Below are 15906 nucleotides of genomic sequence, written 5' to 3'. Positions count from 1 at the left end.
AATTACCCCATCAAAGTGGAAATTGCATTTTTGCAGTTTCCGCTTTTTGAATTTAAAAACAAATAAGACGATATGGACAAGATCAAAGACACGAGAAGTTTCATGAGAATTACCCACCGGTATCTGGGATATTTCCTTGCCGGAATTATGGCAGTTTATGCGGTGAGTGGTGTACTGCTCGTTTACAGGGATACTGATTTTCTGAAAAAGGAGAAAAAGTATGATAAGACCGTGGCGGTTAACCTTTCAGAAAAGGAGTTGGGAAAAGAATTAAAGATTAAAGGACTGGAAGTGGAAAAAACGGAAGGTACTATCCTTCATTTCAAACAGGGAACGTATGACTCTGCTACCGGAAAGGCAAAATATGCTAAAAAAGAGCTTCCTTTTGTACTTGATAAAATGGTAAAACTTCATAAATCACAGTCTAAGGAACCTTTATCCCCATTGAATACCTTCTTCGGCATCTCTTTATTTTTCTTCGTTATTTCCAGCTTCTGGATGTTTAATCCTAAAACCAAAGCCTTCAAAAGAGGAATTAAATTTACTATTGCAGGACTGGTTATTTCGATTATTCTGCTGTACATATAAATTATAAAATCTTCAAAAATTTAACTAAATAATTCCTATTTTCATTCTCCAAAAATTAACACTTATTCTGACTTTTTATCTAAAATTAAGAATCTTGGCACATTTATTGTTTTTTCTTCAATCTACAAATGATAACATTTAATTATTAAAATAATAAATTATGAAAAAACTAATTTTTGCAGGGATATTAGCAGCAGGGTTAGCCACAACTGCTAACGCTCAGATTCAAAAAGGTAACTGGCTGGTAGGAAGCAGCCTTTTAACAAGTAATTTCGGATTAAATACCGGTGGTGGCTACAGCATCGCTCTTCAGCCAAAAGGTGCTTATTTTATAGAAGATAATGTTGCAGTTGGAGGATATGTTAATTTAGGAATAAGTAAAGTTACCAACGGTAGCCCAACAAGATTTGATTATGCAGTAGGAGGATTAGGACGTTATTATCTGTCTCCGGGTGAAAAAGGAGTAGACAATTTATTGAATCATGGACGTTGGTTCTTTGAAGGAAACGTAGGTATCGGAGGGTCATCTGTTGAAAACGGTAATTCCACAACAGGGCTTGATTTCGGTGTAGGTCCTGGCTATTCATACTTTATCACTCCGAATATCGGATTAGAAGGTCTTGTTAAATATCAGGGACAAACCGGATTTGGCAGCGAAGGTTTAAATTCAAATATTACTTTCAACGTAGGATTCAGTATTTATATCCCTACTTCAAAAGCTAAAGATATCGCAAGAGATGTAAAATAATCATTTTACATTACCGAATAAAAAATTGAAAGCGCCCCGGAAATATTCCCGGGGCGCTTTCGTACAAATTAAAACTAAACTATAAAAAATCAAATAAATCATGTATTCGGCTGGGGTGTATATCTCAGATACGGCTTGATTTCTGTCACACCTTTCGGAAATATTTTTCGAGCATCCTCTGTAGAAATTGCAGGTGGTACAATTACATCATCTCCATTTTTCCAGTTGACTGGAGTTGCTATTTTATGGGAATCAACCAGCTGCAGGGAGTCCAGCACTCTGATGATTTCGTTAAAGTTTCTGCCTGTAGAAGCAGGATAGGTAATAATCAGCCTTACTTTTTTATCCGGATCAATAATGAGCAGGGAGCGCACCGTAGCCGTAGCTGAAGCATTGGGATGAATAAAATCATAGAGTTCAGAAATCTTTCGGTCTTTATCAGCTATAATAGGAAACTGTACTTCCGTATTCTGCGTTTCATTAATGTCTTTGATCCAGTTCTGATGATCTTCTACCCCATCTACACTTAAGGCAATTACTTTTGTTCCTCTTTTCTCAAATTCAGATTGCAGTTTTGAAGTATACCCCAGTTCAGTAGTGCATACCGGCGTATAATCGGCTGGATGGGAAAATAGAATTCCCCAGGAATTTCCTAAGAATTCATGAAAATTAATATCTCCTGATGAGGTCTCTGCCTGAAAGTCCGGTGCTGTATCTCCTAGTTTAATTGACATAATATTCCGTTTTATTAGTCTACAAATTTAGTAGACTTTTAGAAACTGGCAAAATTTTTGTTGAAAATTTATCTATATTTATTAAAAAAAATTCATTCATGGAGAAAACAGGGCTCAGTTATGTAGAGATGGTTTACAAGGTATTGGAAAACTGGTATATAACATTCGCCGAACTTACCCCGAAACTGATTGTCGGAATTCTGGTATTTACTTTTTTTCTTATTACCAGTAAATATTTAAGCCAGATTGCCGTAAAATTATTTCATAAATTTTTTCCTAAAAGCCAAAAGGAAAGTTCCCTGGTAACACTTATCAGTGTATTCAGGTTTCTGATTATGCTGATGGGAACCTTTATTTCCCTTGAAATTATGGGCTTCAGCGGCTTCCTTTGGAAATTTATCGGAAGTTTAGGGGTAGCAGGGGTAATTGCAGGGGTAGCGTTGAAAGATCTTGTATCAAGTATCTTTTCAGGTGCGCTTATCGGTATTGACAAAGCTTTTAAAGTTGGAGATTATATTACTATCGGGGCTCATTCGGGAACGGTTCAGGAGATTGGCTTTTTAACAACAAAAATTCTTACGGATGATGGAAAGAAAGCTTATATTCCCAATCAGGTTGTATTTAATGCCCCATTCTATAATATTACCGCCTCGCCACAGCGCAGAATTATTTTAAATTTTGAGATTCCGGCTGATGAAGATATCAGCAAAGCCCAGAAGGGCCTTCTTGATGTGGTAAAAAATCTGGATAATGTTGATAAGCTGGATACCGCAGAAGTGATTTTTACAGATCTTAAGCAGGGCTCATTCAATCTTCAGGTTAAATTCTGGATAAAAGTAGGAGCCAATCTGGCACAGGTAAGAAGCAAAGCTTATCTGAATATCAAAGAACGTTTTGATGCGGATAAAATTCAGCTGGTAACACCTACAAGCATCAGCATTACCTCCGGAGAAAATAGTCTGCCGGAAAGTCAGGATAAATAATTTTTACTTCCTGAATGTCACACAGATGTTTTAGAACAAAAAAACCGTTCCACAAGTAAGTGAAACGGTTTTCTTATTTATTTAAAAATTTTAGATTATGCTAAAACTTCTTTTACTTTGTTTGCAGCTTCTTCTAAAGTAATTGCAGAGTGAACCGGAAGACCAGACTCATCAATTAGTTTTTTAGCTTCTACAGCATTAGTTCCCTGTAGTCTTACGATTAATGGAACCGGAAGGCTACCCATAGCTTTGTAAGCATCTACAACCCCCTGAGCTACTCTGTCACATCTTACAATACCTCCGAAGATGTTGATCAGAATTGCTTTTACGTTCGGATCTCTTAAGATGATTCCGAAAGCAGTCTGTACTCTCTGAGCATCAGCAGTACCACCTACGTCAAGGAAGTTAGCAGGATTACCTCCTGATAATTTGATGATATCCATGGTAGCCATTGCAAGACCGGCACCGTTTACCATACAGGCAACGTTACCATCCAGTTTTACGAAGTTAAGACCAGCTTCACCAGCTTCAACATCCATTGGATCTTCTTCTCTTGTATCTCTTAATTCAGCTAAATCTTTGTGACGGAATAATGAGTTGTCATCTAAAGTTACTTTAGCGTCTACAGCGATAATCTTGTTATCAGAAGTTTTTAATACAGGGTTGATCTCAAAAAGAGAAGCATCAATTCCGGTATAAGCATTGTAAAGAGAACCGATGAATTTTACAAATTCTTTGAAAGCATTTCCTTCAAGCCCAAGGTTGAAAGCAATTTTTCTAGCCTGGAATCCCTGAAGACCTAAAGCAGGATCAATGATTTCTTTGTGGATTAAGTGAGGCGTTACTTCAGCAACATGCTCAATATCCATTCCTCCTTCTGTAGAATATACGATTGTATTTTTTCCTTCAGCTCTGTCTAAAAGAATAGAAACATAAAATTCTTTAGTTTCTGTCTCACCTGGATAATATACATCCTCTGCAATCAAAACAGAATTTACTTTTTTACCTTCAGCAGAAGTCTGAGGAGTAATAAGCTGCATTCCGATGATGTTCTGAGCGTTTTCTTTCAACTTGTCCATGTTTGGAGAGAACTTTACACCACCACCTTTACCACGACCACCTGCGTGAATCTGTGCTTTTACAACCCAGCCCTGAGCTCCGGTTTCAGCAGTTAGTTTTTCTGCAGCAGCTACAGCTTCATCTACATTGTTTGCAACGAAACCACGTTGGATAGCTACTCCGTACTTTGATAAAATCTCTTTTGATTGATACTCGTGAAGATTCATATTATTTTTATTATTTTATTTTAAAATTTAAAGGTTGACAAATTTACTAAAAAGAGACGGAAGTTCAAGATTCTTCATTCAAAAATTAAAGTACATCCGACTTGATTTTTAACATATCCTCTAAAAAACATTATTCTTCCGATAGTTTTTCTGATTGTGATCCGATAAACGGAATTTTCGGAGCCAGGAAATATCCCGTAAGGCTTGCGAAAAGTATGGGTACAAAATAGGTAAATCCGGTCAGGGTTCCCAAAATAATGGTTGTACTCATGGGCGTTCTGGTTACGCATGCGTTAATCGCAGCCATACAGCTTACTATGGCTAAAGTGGTATCTACATTCGGAAACAGGTGGTGAATAATTAATCCTAATGTTGTTCCTACAAAGAACAGCGGAATAATAAAACCGCCTCTCCATCCTGATGTTACAGTAATGGCAATGGCAAGTATTTTAAAAACCAGAATAATGATCAGAAAATTCAGGGCAAAATTTCCGTTGATTAGCTGATTAATCTCATTATGTCCGAAATATCTTGTAAGAGGAAAACAGTAAGCAATAATTCCTAAAATGATTCCTCCTGCCAGGGTCTTAACATATATCGGAAATTTTCTGTATTCGAAAACCTTCTTGAAAAACTTAACCACGAAAATAAAGATCCATCCAAAGGCTGTGGCCACTATTCCAAATAAGGAAGCATACAGAAAATCATATACTCCGGTATAATGGTAAGCCTTCAGATTCCACGCTGCCCCGATTCCCAGATGAATGATGAGAGCAAACATCAGGTAGCTGAAACAGCTGGCTACCAATGCAGGAATAATGGCTTTGTAATATTCTACAGCGTGTTTATGGTGCAAAATTTCAAGGGAAAAAAGACTTCCGCCAAGCGGAGCACCAAACAGGGCTGTAAATCCTGAAGCCATCCCGGCAATACTCAATGAGCGCAGCTCCTCTCCTTTTAATCTGAAAATTTTCCCCAGCCACGTTCCCGTAGAACCGGTAACCTGTACCAAAGGGGCTTCCGGTCCGAGGCTTCCTCCTGATGCAACACAAAAGAGTGAGGAAAGGATCATGGATGGATTATTCTTTGGGTCTAATTTCCCTTTATTGAACCTTATGTTATTAACAATCAGGTGAATTTCTCCGGGATCTCCGATAAAATGAATGACCAGCCCGGCCAGAAGACCGCAGAGCGCCATTGTGGGAATAACAAGCCAGCCCTGGAACCCAGCTAAAAACTCGGTAAAGTGTTCTAAAACAATCCAGTAAAGTCCGGCAATAATACCACCTACCAACCCCGTAAAAGCCCACATAAAGAAAGTACGGCTGAATACAAAAGGATTAAATCTTATAGGCTGATCCAGAAGATTGAATGTTCGTATTAAACGTCTTCTTCTATTGATCTTCATTTTTAGATTTTATTTTTGGCGAAATAAAGAATCAGCATTCCCCAGCTTAAGATCATCAGCAGCCCTCCAAGTGGTGTAATGGGACCTAAAAACTTCAGATTTGCTCCTAAATAATCCTGTAAACTCAGGAAATAGATGCTTACTGAAAATAAAAATGTTCCGGCAATCATCAGAATGGAGGTCCATTTTTCGGAAGAAGTTTCAAATTTCAGGATATATCCGATAATCAGCAGAAAGAACGCGGCATACATCTGGTATCTTACTCCTGTTTCAAAACTTTCCAGTCTTTCCACAGATAATATTTTCTTTAAGGCGTGTGCTCCGAATGCTCCAAGGATCACTGAAAGCATTCCATAGACTGCTCCAAAAACTAAGGTAACTGTTTTCATTTTATAATTCTTCTAATTCTAGGGTTAAATATTTTTTTGTTTTATAATCCTGCCAGGTTCCTGAGATCTCATTTCCTTTTATGTCTGCTTCCACAAAACCTTTCAGCATCCATTGTCTTGTTTCCTCACTATAATAATCATTTTCAGTAAGTGAGATATGGTTGTCTTTCAGCTTTCCGTGCCATTCGATCAGTTTTTTATTTTTATCATACCAATATACTGCTGCAACGGAACTTTCGTTTTTATTACCATAAACCTCTTTAATCAAAACGGTTATTGGGTATTTCCCATCAATTTTTCCTTTATACAGCTTATTTTGCAGACTTGTTTTTTCCACAACGTCGGATCCGTTCAGTAAACTTTTAGCATAAGGGCTCAGATATTTATCCAGATCTTTGTAAGAAAATTCAATAACATGTTCAGCAAGCTCATCCAGTGCCCTCATCGCATGATTGGAGCATCTTTCTGTAATAAATTTTATCTTGTCTGTTTTGAAATAATACCCGATACCAGCCAATGTATAATCTGTATAACATCCTTCATACAGGCCTATCTGACTCAGAATTTCATCGGTCTGCTCAGGCTCGGCTTTTAAGCGGATAATAAAATCATTAATCTCTTTCCTTACTCTTTTCTGAATTAAGCTTTCTATTGTTTTAACAGCATCCGGTCTGAACAGGTCCCGGGCATTAATCAGATTCCCTGTTCGCAGATCAAAATTTTTCCAGAGATAAAAACTTTCCGGGTAGGCCCCTGAAGTCTCTCCTTCCATTGCGATACTCAGAATATTTTTCGGGGTATCCATTTTCTCCCAGTTGTAAAAAAGAACATAGTTCGCATTTTCCCCTCCAGAAACCAGAGCAAAAGGATTTCCTCCCACCCCGGGCACATATTCCAGCTGGTCAACCTGCAAAAGTGTATTGATCTTTTGGGCTACTGCCGGTTTATCCGTATAGGAAACCAAAGGGAAATATCGGTTTTCGGAAGCGGGCTGCAGATTGGATATTTTCACATTCTTCTGTTGTGAAAAACTTAAAACTGAGATCAGTACACATAACAATAAGGTTGCTTTCATTATTCTGCTTTTACGTAGTATAAAAAAATTCCTTTTACCAGGCTGGAAATTCCCAATATGATTAATACATTGGAAACCTTTTTGGGTTCAATCAGGCTTTCCCACGACATTTTTCTCAGAAAAGCTCCGAGTACAATCAACAATATGGGAATAATGAGCTGCCCCATTACTGTGCTCTCATCCGGTTAAACTCATTGATCACTTCGTGGTGGCTTACTGTTTTATCTTTAAAATATGTTACAAAATGTTGTTTTTCTTCTTCAGTAGCTCCCAACTGATTCAATATATTCAGAAGATGCATTTTCATATGTCCTTTCTGAATTCCGGTGGTTACTAATGAGCGAAGCGCTCCGAAATTCTGTGCCAGTCCGGAAACAGCCAGAATGCTCATTAATTCCTGAGCAGAAGGTTTTCCCAGAAGTGCTAAAGAGAATTTTACCAACGGGTGAAGGTTGGTCAATCCGCCCACAACGCCTACAGAAATCGGAAGATCAATCCAGAATCTGAAAATCCCGTTATCAGTTGTACAATGGGTGAGCGATCTGTACTGCCCGTCTCTTGCGGCATAAGCATGAGCACAGGCTTCCGTGGCCCTGAAGTCATTTCCTGTGGCAATCACTACCGCATCCACTCCGTTCATAACCCCTTTGTTATGGGTTGTTGCACGGAAGGGTTCTATTTCTGCAATGGTAACAGCCTGCTTGAATTTTGAAGCAAACTCTTCCGGTGAGATTCCACTGTCATCTTTTAAATCTTCAATTTTGCAGGAGACCTCAGCCCTTACCAGACAGTCCGGGGTGAAATTGGAAAGAATATTCATCACGATCTGAAGAGAGTCCTTTTCTTCTTTGGTGAAGTCTTCGCTTACTGCGACTTCCTGTCTCAGCGTTTTTCCAAATTGCTCCAGACAGGAGTTGATAAAGTTCGCTCCCATGGAATCTACCGTATCAAAACTTGCCTTAAGCTGATAATAATTAGGCATTTCTGCTGTTTTATCCACCAGTTTAATATCTAAAATACCGCCGCCACGTTTTCTCATGTTTGCCGTAATATCTTCCGTAGCTTCAAATAATTTTTTCTTTAAGCTGAAATTAAAAAAATGAAGCAGCTTATGAGGCTCTACATTGAATACAAAATGAGTGTGTCCTAATTTTTCGTTGTTGATAATGGTTGTTTTAAAACCGCCTTTATCAATCCAGAATTTTGCGGCTTTAGAAGCAGCAGCCACCACTGAACTTTCTTCCACAGCCATGGGCAGGGCAAGTAATTTACCATCGATCAAAAAGTTCGGAGCAATTCCATAAGGCATATAAAAATTGGAGATCGTATTTTCAGAAAACTCCTCGTGAAGTTTCTGAAGATCTGCATTATCGTTCCAGTATTGTTTCAGTATAGTTTGATATTCCTCGTTTCCTTCAAGATATTCATTAACGAGCCAGTCGATCTTCCCCTGCTTGCTCAGCTTGGAAAAACCTTCAATTGGTTGATGATTCATAATCTAATTTTAATGAAGCGTAAATATAGTGATTTTGAGACAGTGTTCTGTGGATAACTTCTATGAAAAAAGATTGACAATTATCAATTTTGGAACTAATTTTGAACAAAATTAAGATACAAATTGTAACAACTCTTCAAAATATGAACTTTGAACGCCTGAAAGAAAAACTTGAGATCCTCGCTGATGCAGCAAAATATGATGTTTCCTGCTCATCCAGCGGAGGAACAAGAAAAAATAAAAAGGGTGCTTTAGGCGATAGTTCCGCAAGCGGGATCTGTCATACCTATACCGAAGACGGACGATGTGTATCCCTGCTCAAAATTCTGCTGACAAATCATTGTATCTACGATTGTGCCTACTGTGTCTCCCGGAGTTCCAATGATATTAAAAGAGCTGCTTTCACTGTTGAAGAAGTAGTTGACCTTACGATCAACTTTTATCGCAGAAATTATATTGAAGGGCTGTTCCTGAGCTCCGGAATTTTCAAAAACGCAGATACTACTATGGAACGGCTGGTAAGAGTAGCCAAAAAACTGCGTCTGGAGGAAAACTTTAACGGATATATTCATCTGAAATCCATTCCGGGAGCAAGTGATGAGCTGATGGAGGAAGCCGCCCTGTATGCAGACCGCCTTTCCGTTAATCTTGAAATCCCCACAGAAAGCGGATTAAAATTGCTGGCTCCTGAAAAAAAACGCCAGGATATGATCAGTCCGATGCGTTATATTCAGAAAGGCATTGATCAGTACAAAGACGAAAGGAAAATTTTCAGAAAGGTTCCCAAGTTTGCTCCGGCCGGACAGTCTACCCAGATGATCGTAGGGGCCACCAACGAAAATGACCTGCAAATTATAAAAGTAGCGGACCATTTTTACAGGAACTTTAACCTGAAAAGAGTTTATTATTCCGGTTACGTTCCTGTTCTGGAAGATAAAAGATTACCGTCATTAACGACAGAAGTTCCCATGCTTCGTGAAAACAGATTATACCAGTCGGACTGGCTGATGAGATTCTATGGCTTCAAGGCAGAAGAAATTTTAGATCCCGGGATTCCTTTTCTGGATCTGGAAATAGATCCTAAATTAAGCTGGGCACTCCGGCATCTGGACCAGTTCCCGGTAAATCTTCAAACGGCCGATTATCAGATGATTTTAAGGATTCCGGGAATTGGGGTAAAAACTGCTCAGAAAATTGTAGGGGCAAGACGTTTTCAGGTTTTAACAATGGAACACCTGAAGAAGCTGGGAGCTGCCGTCAACCGGGCTAAATATTTCATTGATTTTAATTCCGGAAATGCTTATCTGAAATATCTTACAGATAAAAATTTCAGAAAGCTGCTTACAGGAGGAAGTTCTTCTAAATTCCACAATCAGTTTTCACAACAGCTGAGTTTGTTTTAAACCGATTATAAACCGGGATAAAAGATATTTTCCTCACAGCTGTTTCATTCCAACTTATATATTATCGTACTATGACTACCCTTCTCTACGACGGAAGTTTCGACGGACTTTTCACTGCTGTATTTGAAGTTTTTGAATACCGTTACAAGGATGCTGAAATCATCAGCAGGGAAAATTTCTGCAAGGAAAATATGTTTGCTGATATTCACGAAGTGATCACGCAAAATGAGAAAGCAGAACGAGTACTGAACAAACTGGAAAAACAAATCGGAAAGCAGGGCATCCGGGAACTGCTGAAAGTGTATCTTTCTGAAGATCCTGAACTGGAAAACCTTATCCTATCAGCTGTCAGGCAATCGGTGCAGCATCCGGAAGAAAATATTCTTCAGAATTATGCGGATCAGGATATGCTGAAAATCTCAAAAATCAGCAGATCTGTAGGAAGGGAAAGCCACAGAATGACTGCATTTGTCCGGTTTGAAAAAATGCAGGATGGTATTTTCTTTGCTAAGATAGATCCTGATTTTAATGTACTTCCACTGATCAGGAAGCATTTCACAGACCGTTATCAGGATCAGAAATGGATGATCTTCGATCTGCGGAGAAACTATGGTATTCTTTACAATCTTGAGGTTTCGGAGTTCTTTTACCCTGAGGGACAATTAAATTTAAATCAGTACCAGCAGCATTTCCATGATGATGAAAAAAATTATCAGGTTCTCTGGCAGCGGTATTTTACCAAAACCAACATTACAGAAAGGAAAAATTTAAAACTTCATATTCAGCATGTGCCGAAAAGGTATTGGAAATATCTGACGGAGAAGTGGTAATTTGAAGGCTTGAAAATGGAATAATTTGAAAATGAGAATCTACACTCAGAGCCCGTTCAAATTAAAAAATTTAGTTTGGGCTAATCCTGTATTTTATCCTGAATTATTTTAAACCATTAAGAAACGTAAGATTTTTATGCTAAAGCTGTTTAAACTTCTTTATTAAACCACAAAAGTGTTACTTTAAATACTTTTGTGATTTTTAAAGGCTCTTATGTGAACTTCTATATCTAAATATCTGTGCAAATAGCTTTTGTTCCTTTTGTGGTTAAGCTTAAAATACGTTTACCAGACTCATGGTTTAAACAAGTTTGCTTATAAAAAATCTTTGCTTTTTTCCTTAGTTCAACTTAAAACTTAATTTGATCTTAATGGTTCAAATAAAATTATCACAGGCTATGAGATATTTTTCATCTGAATCTTTAAATTTTCTTTTTCCCAATCGTCCTCAATGCTTTTTTCACAATATATGCTGTTTCTTTGGAAGGGCTTTCTCTTAGCCATTCATCACAGATTTCCACCACAAATTCCGGCTGGGACTTGCTGGCATCATTCAGCCAGTTTCCTACGCTGTCCTGTACATACCGGGAAGGATCTGCCTTCAGCGGTTCTAAAATCTGAAGCCCCGGAGTTGGGCTCTGTTTCAATGCTTCAATATGAGCACACCATACTCCGCGAGGCCTTGTGGATTCACTGGCAAAACGTCTGATATTCGGATCTTCATGGGTAGTCCAGCCTGCAAGTATAGATAAGCTTTCATCAAGCCCGGCAGCAATGGAAGGTCTTACAGCCATCCAGCAAATTTCCCGGACGCCGAAATGTCTGTCTGCCGCAAACTGCTGTATCCTGTCCAGCTTTTCTTTTAATGGTAAAGCTTCGTTCCTTCCTATCGTGTAGGTTGCCCAGCATCTTACGAGATCAGAGGTATGACCGGAAATAACAGCCAGAAATTCTTTATCATTATTTTTCAGGGTTTCAGTAAAAATCCCTGTTCCTATTGCTTCATTAATGGTATTCACCGTTTGCTTTTTCAAATTATCAATACCTTTCAGAATAGGGTTCAGGTACTCTGTACGCTGATTTTGCATCAATATATTTTTCAGCAATACTTTCTGATTTACCGCCAGCCATTCCGTAAGATTTACCGTTTCGATCTCTCCGCGGTTCAGCTGTTCCAGAATAACAGACGGAATATCTTTTATGGAACGGGCTCCTTTTCTTTTTTCAGTCATAATAGTTTGATAAGCTCTTCAATATTGATTCTGTTCATGTAATTTACATCTAAAAACCGAAAGATGACATATCCGTTTTCATCAATAACAAAAACCGCAGGAACCGGCAGGGTGTTGCTCTTATTTTTATTATAATGTTCCAGTTCAATTCCCAAAGCTTTATAATATGGCAGTACAAACTCCTGCAATTGAAAGGTTATTCCCAGTTTTTCAGCCAATGTATTATGGGTATCGGTAAGAAGTTCAAATTCCAGATCATTTTTTTCAATCATAGTCAGAGAGTGATCAGGGCTTTGGGGAGATATAGCCACCAGAGCTGCATTTTTATTTTTTATCTCTGAAAGATGATCCTGCAGCCCCTTCAGCTCCAGATTACAGTAAGGGCACCAGCTTCCTCTGTAAAAAGCCAGTATCATTTTTCCTTTTGTAAGAATTTCTCTGGAAGAAACCCATTTTCCATGAGCATTGGGAAGTATAAATTCAGGCATTTTATCTCCTGTCTTAAGACTTCTTTCTTCTATTTTTTCTGTTTTTAATTCTTCAATAGATTTTCCGAATGCTTTAAATATTTCTTCAGGAAGCTGAGAGGATAAGGTATGGTTTAATTCTTCAATTTGTTCTGCAAGATTATCCATCGTTTTAAATTTATTATTTTTACAAAGTTCCAAAAGCGGAATGATATCGGCAATACCGCACATTTTCCGCCCATAGGGATAAAAAAGTCAATATTATGAAAACAGAGGAGAGAACGGAGGAAAATAAAATCTGTCCATTGGAAGTTGCTGTCAATACAATCAGTGGGAAATGGAAAATTCCCATTGTCTGGCAGATTAATGAAGGAAAAAAACGGCCAAGTGAATTTCTGCGCGGCATTGCCAAAGTGGATCGGAGGGTTCTGAATCAACAGCTTAATGAAATGATTACTGACGGCATTTTAATAAAAGAATCCTTTAATGAACTTCCTCCCAGAGTGGAATATTCTCTTACAGAGCTGGGCAAAAGACTGGTTGAAATCCTCTGGCAGCTGAATGACTGGGGAAAACTGCTGATCCAGGAGGAAGAAATCGTTCCCCGCAGATCTCCCGGATAACACAGATCTTTACGGATTAGTAGTTACAATGCTGCCAACAATTTAAATCATATCTATTCTATTTTATCCGTGCACTATTGGCTGTATTAAAAACTGTTTTTTAACAAATGATAAAAAAAGGCTGTTCTATAAGACTTTCTTAAGGTGCTTAAGGCCCATTCCATTTTTAAGTTTTATCTTTGCAAAAAATTAAAAAATGAGCAAACCGATAACTGAATTCATAGAAAAGTATTACCTGCACTTCAATGCTGCAGCTTTGGTAGATGCTTCTAAAGGATATGTTGCCCATCTTAAGGATGGCGGAAAAATGATGATTACTTTGGCAGGAGCAATGTCTACTGCTGAATTAGGAAAAATTCTTGCTGAAATGATCCGTCAGGGTAAAGTAGATTTTATTTCTTGTACAGGGGCAAACCTTGAAGAAGATCTAATGAATCTTGTGGCTCACACTCACTACGAAAGAGTTCCTCATTACAGAGATCTGACTGCTCAGGATGAGTGGGATCTTTTGGAAAGAGGCCTGAACAGAGTTACAGATACCTGCATCCCTGAAGAAGAGGCTTTCAGAAGATTACAAAAGCATATCGTTGAAATCTGGAAGGATGCAGAAGCTAAAGGAGAAAGATACTTCCCGCACGAATTTATGTATAAAATGATCCTTTCCGGGGTATTGGAGCAGTACTATGAAATTCCAAGAGAAAATTCATGGATGATTGCAGCTGCAGAAGCAAACCTGCCTATCGTAGTACCAGGATGGGAAGATTCAACAATGGGTAACATCTTCGCTTCTTACTGCATCAAAGGAGAGCTTAAAGCAACTACCATGAAATCAGGGATAGAATACATGACGTATCTTGCAGACTGGTATACTAAAAACTCAGGGGGAAAAGGAGTTGGATTCTTCCAGATTGGCGGAGGTATCGCAGGAGATTTCCCTATCTGTGTAGTGCCTATGCTGTATCAGGATATGGAGATGCATGATATTCCTTTCTGGTCTTATTTCTGCCAGATTTCTGATTCTACAACATCTTACGGTTCTTATTCAGGGGCGGTTCCTAATGAGAAAATCACTTGGGGTAAACTTGATATCACGACACCAAAATTCATCGTTGAAAGTGATGCAACCATCTGTGCACCATTGATGTTCTCTTACATTCTTGAAAATTCTTAAGAAATAGGTTCTTAACGAAATCTACATAATAGCGCTTCAGTTTTGGAGCGCTTTTTTAATGTTTTTAGGTAGAAGCATCGCAGACTTTCAAGGATTAATAATAAATCTTGTGTTATTGTGCTTTTTCCAACAAATCAGCCGAATCTGCCAGCCAATATTTCAATACCGTGCGGCTCTAATCTGTAAAAAAATAAGATCAATCCAGAGAATTCACCAGCACAAAATAACGGTATGCCAGAATTCCTTTTTCTATTTTGGTCAGTTTTTCAGGATCCTTCTTACTCAGCTTCGGAAGAACCTTTTTATTGAAGGCATTCAACAGCCTGAAAAATGATTTTTTCATATCTTTATCTTTGTAATGATACATCATTGGATACAGAAGAGTTCAAAAATGATGCAAAAGCCGTGCAAGCCACAGAGATAATAGATTTCTAAACAGATAAGAACAATATGGACGAAATTTTTAAACAGCAGGTATATGAGGTTTCAAGACTTATTCCTAAAGGAAGAGTTTCCACCTATGGAGCCATCGCAAAAGCGGTAGGTTATCCTAATCATTCGCGCCATGTAGGAAAAGCAATGGGAGGTTGTCCGGAAGATGTGCCTGCCCACCGTGTTATTTCAAGCTCAGGCGTATTATCTGTTCCGGAATTTCAGCCCAAATTGGAAGCAGAAGGAATTACTGTAGAAAACCTTAGGATAAAAAATTTCAAAAAGCTTTTCTGGAATCCGATGGATGAATTATAATCTCATTGTAATTAAGAAGTCCACTAAGTTTTTAGATGAAATTCACGGAATATCAGACCTATAAAAATACCACCCTATACAATGGATAGAGTGGCACAAATATTTTCACAGTCAGCGACCGTATTATTTTTTAAGTCTTGAAGAACTTTGAGAACCCCTCAATTCCTCTTTGAGCCTTTCATTTTCTTCCTTCAGTAACGTGATATAACTTTGCAGGTTTTCAATAATAGCTCCCGGAATGTTATCATAATTATTCTGATTAGTAATTACCCCTGAGGATCTGTCATTAAATACCGGATGATCGTTATTAACAACTATTTTTGCATCTTCTTCTTCATAAATATCCTCTATGGGAACCTCTAAAAAACGGGCAATTTTATCCCATTCGTCAGGAACAATCCTTACATCACCACTTTCTTTCCTGCTGTAGTTGGATACATCCGTTGCAATAAAGTCGGCTACCTGCTGTTGCGTGTAACCTTTCTGCTTTCTGATGAGACGTAATTTTTCTTTTTGCATATCCGACATTTTATACAAAAATGGCAAAAAAGCATAATGTATACAATAGAAAGCGGAAAAAAATTGCTGATCAAAATTTATTATTAAGACAAGGTAAAATCACAAAAGTTAGAGAAGCTTCATCATTAAACGCTTTAGTTCACTTAAGTACATTCACATGGATATTGCATAAAAGCTTGCATCGGAAGAAAATCTTTACTTTTCCAGT

At 38.1% G+C, this 15906-nt stretch carries 19 protein-coding genes; 8 read left to right on the top strand and 11 right to left on the bottom strand.

What is annotated here, in order from left to right; genetic code table 11:
* The first annotated feature begins 72 nt into the window (after positions 1–72).
* On the top strand, positions 73–588 hold the full coding sequence (locus AOB46_RS07020; RefSeq protein ID WP_062697693.1) for a hypothetical protein: 516 nt from the start codon (positions 73–75) through the stop codon (positions 586–588).
* Positions 589–748: 160 nt separating this feature from the next.
* Entirely contained in the window at positions 749–1336 is a 588-nt protein-coding gene (locus tag AOB46_RS07015) for a hypothetical protein (RefSeq protein ID WP_062697691.1), read from the top strand.
* A 98-nt stretch (positions 1337–1434) separates the two neighbouring features.
* Here AOB46_RS07015 and AOB46_RS07010 read toward each other — a convergent pair whose 3' ends face one another.
* The gene (locus AOB46_RS07010; protein ID WP_062697689.1) at positions 1435–2070 is read right to left on the bottom strand and encodes a peroxiredoxin; all 636 of its coding nucleotides are present in this window, start codon (positions 2068–2070) and stop codon (positions 1435–1437) included.
* 98 nt (positions 2071–2168) lie between these two features.
* Between AOB46_RS07010 and AOB46_RS07005 the strand changes: the two genes are divergently transcribed.
* Positions 2169–3053: a mechanosensitive ion channel family protein gene (locus tag AOB46_RS07005; protein WP_062697687.1), complete on the top strand. Its 885-nt coding sequence runs from the start codon at positions 2169–2171 to the stop codon at positions 3051–3053.
* A 95-nt stretch (positions 3054–3148) separates the two neighbouring features.
* On the opposite strand, the gene sucC is transcribed toward AOB46_RS07005, so the two are convergent.
* The 6 genes from sucC to AOB46_RS06980 all read right to left on the bottom strand — a co-directional run bounded on the left by sucC (position 3149) and on the right by AOB46_RS06980 (position 8706).
* Positions 3149–4339: an ADP-forming succinate--CoA ligase subunit beta gene (sucC, locus tag AOB46_RS07000; RefSeq protein WP_062697685.1), complete on the bottom strand. Its 1191-nt coding sequence runs from the start codon at positions 4337–4339 to the stop codon at positions 3149–3151.
* A gap of 130 nt (positions 4340–4469) precedes the next feature.
* A complete protein-coding gene (locus AOB46_RS06995; RefSeq protein WP_062697683.1) occupies positions 4470–5747 on the bottom strand; it encodes a chloride channel protein in 1278 nt (425 codons plus the stop codon).
* 2 nt (positions 5748–5749) lie between these two features.
* Positions 5750–6136: a DUF423 domain-containing protein gene (locus tag AOB46_RS06990; protein WP_062697681.1), complete on the bottom strand. Its 387-nt coding sequence runs from the start codon at positions 6134–6136 to the stop codon at positions 5750–5752.
* Between the two features lies 1 nt (position 6137).
* Positions 6138–7211, bottom strand: coding sequence for a hypothetical protein (locus AOB46_RS06985; RefSeq protein ID WP_062697680.1), 1074 nt, complete (start codon positions 7209–7211; stop codon positions 6138–6140).
* Complete coding sequence (locus AOB46_RS23330) at positions 7211–7378, bottom strand: hypothetical protein (RefSeq protein WP_157845043.1); 168 nt, start codon at positions 7376–7378, stop codon at positions 7211–7213. Before AOB46_RS23330 ends, AOB46_RS06985 begins: the two co-directional genes overlap by 1 nt.
* The gene (locus AOB46_RS06980; RefSeq protein ID WP_062697678.1) at positions 7378–8706 is read right to left on the bottom strand and encodes a hydroxymethylglutaryl-CoA reductase, degradative; all 1329 of its coding nucleotides are present in this window, start codon (positions 8704–8706) and stop codon (positions 7378–7380) included. The genes AOB46_RS23330 and AOB46_RS06980 overlap by 1 nt, the downstream gene beginning before the upstream one ends.
* Positions 8707–8849: 143 nt before the next feature.
* On the opposite strand from AOB46_RS06980, the gene AOB46_RS06975 reads away from it, so the two are divergent.
* Together AOB46_RS06975 and AOB46_RS06970 are read left to right on the top strand one after the other, a co-directional pair.
* A complete protein-coding gene (locus tag AOB46_RS06975; protein ID WP_062697676.1) occupies positions 8850–10109 on the top strand; it encodes a putative DNA modification/repair radical SAM protein in 1260 nt (419 codons plus the stop codon).
* A 71-nt stretch (positions 10110–10180) separates the two neighbouring features.
* On the top strand, positions 10181–10939 hold the full coding sequence (locus AOB46_RS06970; protein WP_062697674.1) for a TIGR03915 family putative DNA repair protein: 759 nt from the start codon (positions 10181–10183) through the stop codon (positions 10937–10939).
* Between the two features lie 422 nt (positions 10940–11361).
* Here the strand turns inward: AOB46_RS06970 and AOB46_RS06965 are convergent, their stop codons facing one another.
* Positions 11362–12171 (bottom strand): DNA alkylation repair protein, encoded by an 810-nt coding sequence (locus AOB46_RS06965; protein ID WP_062697672.1) that lies wholly within the window; start codon positions 12169–12171, stop codon positions 11362–11364.
* On the bottom strand, positions 12168–12806 hold the full coding sequence (locus tag AOB46_RS06960) for a peroxiredoxin-like family protein (RefSeq protein WP_062697920.1): 639 nt from the start codon (positions 12804–12806) through the stop codon (positions 12168–12170). Before AOB46_RS06960 ends, AOB46_RS06965 begins: the two co-directional genes overlap by 4 nt.
* A 95-nt stretch (positions 12807–12901) precedes the next feature.
* Between AOB46_RS06960 and AOB46_RS06955 the strand changes: the two genes are divergently transcribed.
* Both AOB46_RS06955 and AOB46_RS06950 read left to right on the top strand, forming a co-directional pair.
* Positions 12902–13261, top strand: coding sequence for a winged helix-turn-helix transcriptional regulator (locus AOB46_RS06955; RefSeq protein ID WP_062697670.1), 360 nt, complete (start codon positions 12902–12904; stop codon positions 13259–13261).
* A gap of 196 nt (positions 13262–13457) precedes the next feature.
* The gene (locus tag AOB46_RS06950) at positions 13458–14432 is read left to right on the top strand and encodes a deoxyhypusine synthase family protein (protein WP_062697667.1); all 975 of its coding nucleotides are present in this window, start codon (positions 13458–13460) and stop codon (positions 14430–14432) included.
* A gap of 196 nt (positions 14433–14628) precedes the next feature.
* Here the strand turns inward: AOB46_RS06950 and AOB46_RS23620 are convergent, their stop codons facing one another.
* Complete coding sequence (locus AOB46_RS23620) at positions 14629–14775, bottom strand: hypothetical protein (RefSeq protein WP_185113847.1); 147 nt, start codon at positions 14773–14775, stop codon at positions 14629–14631.
* 107 nt (positions 14776–14882) lie between these two features.
* On the opposite strand from AOB46_RS23620, the gene AOB46_RS06945 reads away from it, so the two are divergent.
* Complete coding sequence (locus AOB46_RS06945) at positions 14883–15179, top strand: MGMT family protein (RefSeq protein ID WP_062697666.1); 297 nt, start codon at positions 14883–14885, stop codon at positions 15177–15179.
* Between the two features lie 123 nt (positions 15180–15302).
* On the opposite strand, the gene AOB46_RS06940 is transcribed toward AOB46_RS06945, so the two are convergent.
* Positions 15303–15698: a helix-turn-helix transcriptional regulator gene (locus AOB46_RS06940; RefSeq protein WP_062697918.1), complete on the bottom strand. Its 396-nt coding sequence runs from the start codon at positions 15696–15698 to the stop codon at positions 15303–15305.
* Between the last annotated feature and the right edge of the window lie 208 nt (positions 15699–15906).

The sequence above is a fragment of the Chryseobacterium indologenes genome (genome assembly GCF_001295265.1).
Taxonomy (GTDB): domain Bacteria; phylum Bacteroidota; class Bacteroidia; order Flavobacteriales; family Weeksellaceae; genus Chryseobacterium; species Chryseobacterium indologenes_A.
The sequence above is the reverse complement of the archived record's forward strand: the minus strand, read 5'-3'. Positions and strand labels throughout refer to the sequence as shown.

Bases quoted from the DNA above. Each gene is read 5' to 3' on its own strand.
- AOB46_RS07020 (WP_062697693.1), top strand. From the start codon at position 73: ATGGACAAGATCAAAGACACGAGAAGTTTCATGAGAATTACCCACCGG.
- AOB46_RS07015 (WP_062697691.1), top strand. From the start codon at position 749: ATGAAAAAACTAATTTTTGCAGGGATATTAGCAGCAGGGTTAGCCACA.
- AOB46_RS07010 (WP_062697689.1), bottom strand. From the start codon at position 2,070: ATGTCAATTAAACTAGGAGATACAGCACCGGACTTTCAGGCAGAGACC.
- AOB46_RS07005 (WP_062697687.1), top strand. From the start codon at position 2,169: ATGGAGAAAACAGGGCTCAGTTATGTAGAGATGGTTTACAAGGTATTG.
- sucC (WP_062697685.1), bottom strand. From the start codon at position 4,339: ATGAATCTTCACGAGTATCAATCAAAAGAGATTTTATCAAAGTACGGA.
- AOB46_RS06995 (WP_062697683.1), bottom strand. From the start codon at position 5,747: ATGAAGATCAATAGAAGAAGACGTTTAATACGAACATTCAATCTTCTG.
- AOB46_RS06990 (WP_062697681.1), bottom strand. From the start codon at position 6,136: ATGAAAACAGTTACCTTAGTTTTTGGAGCAGTCTATGGAATGCTTTCA.
- AOB46_RS06985 (WP_062697680.1), bottom strand. From the start codon at position 7,211: ATGAAAGCAACCTTATTGTTATGTGTACTGATCTCAGTTTTAAGTTTT.
- AOB46_RS23330 (WP_157845043.1), bottom strand. From the start codon at position 7,378: ATGGGGCAGCTCATTATTCCCATATTGTTGATTGTACTCGGAGCTTTT.
- AOB46_RS06980 (WP_062697678.1), bottom strand. From the start codon at position 8,706: ATGAATCATCAACCAATTGAAGGTTTTTCCAAGCTGAGCAAGCAGGGG.
- AOB46_RS06975 (WP_062697676.1), top strand. From the start codon at position 8,850: ATGAACTTTGAACGCCTGAAAGAAAAACTTGAGATCCTCGCTGATGCA.
- AOB46_RS06970 (WP_062697674.1), top strand. From the start codon at position 10,181: ATGACTACCCTTCTCTACGACGGAAGTTTCGACGGACTTTTCACTGCT.
- AOB46_RS06965 (WP_062697672.1), bottom strand. From the start codon at position 12,171: ATGACTGAAAAAAGAAAAGGAGCCCGTTCCATAAAAGATATTCCGTCT.
- AOB46_RS06960 (WP_062697920.1), bottom strand. From the start codon at position 12,806: ATGGATAATCTTGCAGAACAAATTGAAGAATTAAACCATACCTTATCC.
- AOB46_RS06955 (WP_062697670.1), top strand. From the start codon at position 12,902: ATGAAAACAGAGGAGAGAACGGAGGAAAATAAAATCTGTCCATTGGAA.
- AOB46_RS06950 (WP_062697667.1), top strand. From the start codon at position 13,458: ATGAGCAAACCGATAACTGAATTCATAGAAAAGTATTACCTGCACTTC.
- AOB46_RS23620 (WP_185113847.1), bottom strand. From the start codon at position 14,775: ATGAAAAAATCATTTTTCAGGCTGTTGAATGCCTTCAATAAAAAGGTT.
- AOB46_RS06945 (WP_062697666.1), top strand. From the start codon at position 14,883: ATGGACGAAATTTTTAAACAGCAGGTATATGAGGTTTCAAGACTTATT.
- AOB46_RS06940 (WP_062697918.1), bottom strand. From the start codon at position 15,698: ATGCAAAAAGAAAAATTACGTCTCATCAGAAAGCAGAAAGGTTACACG.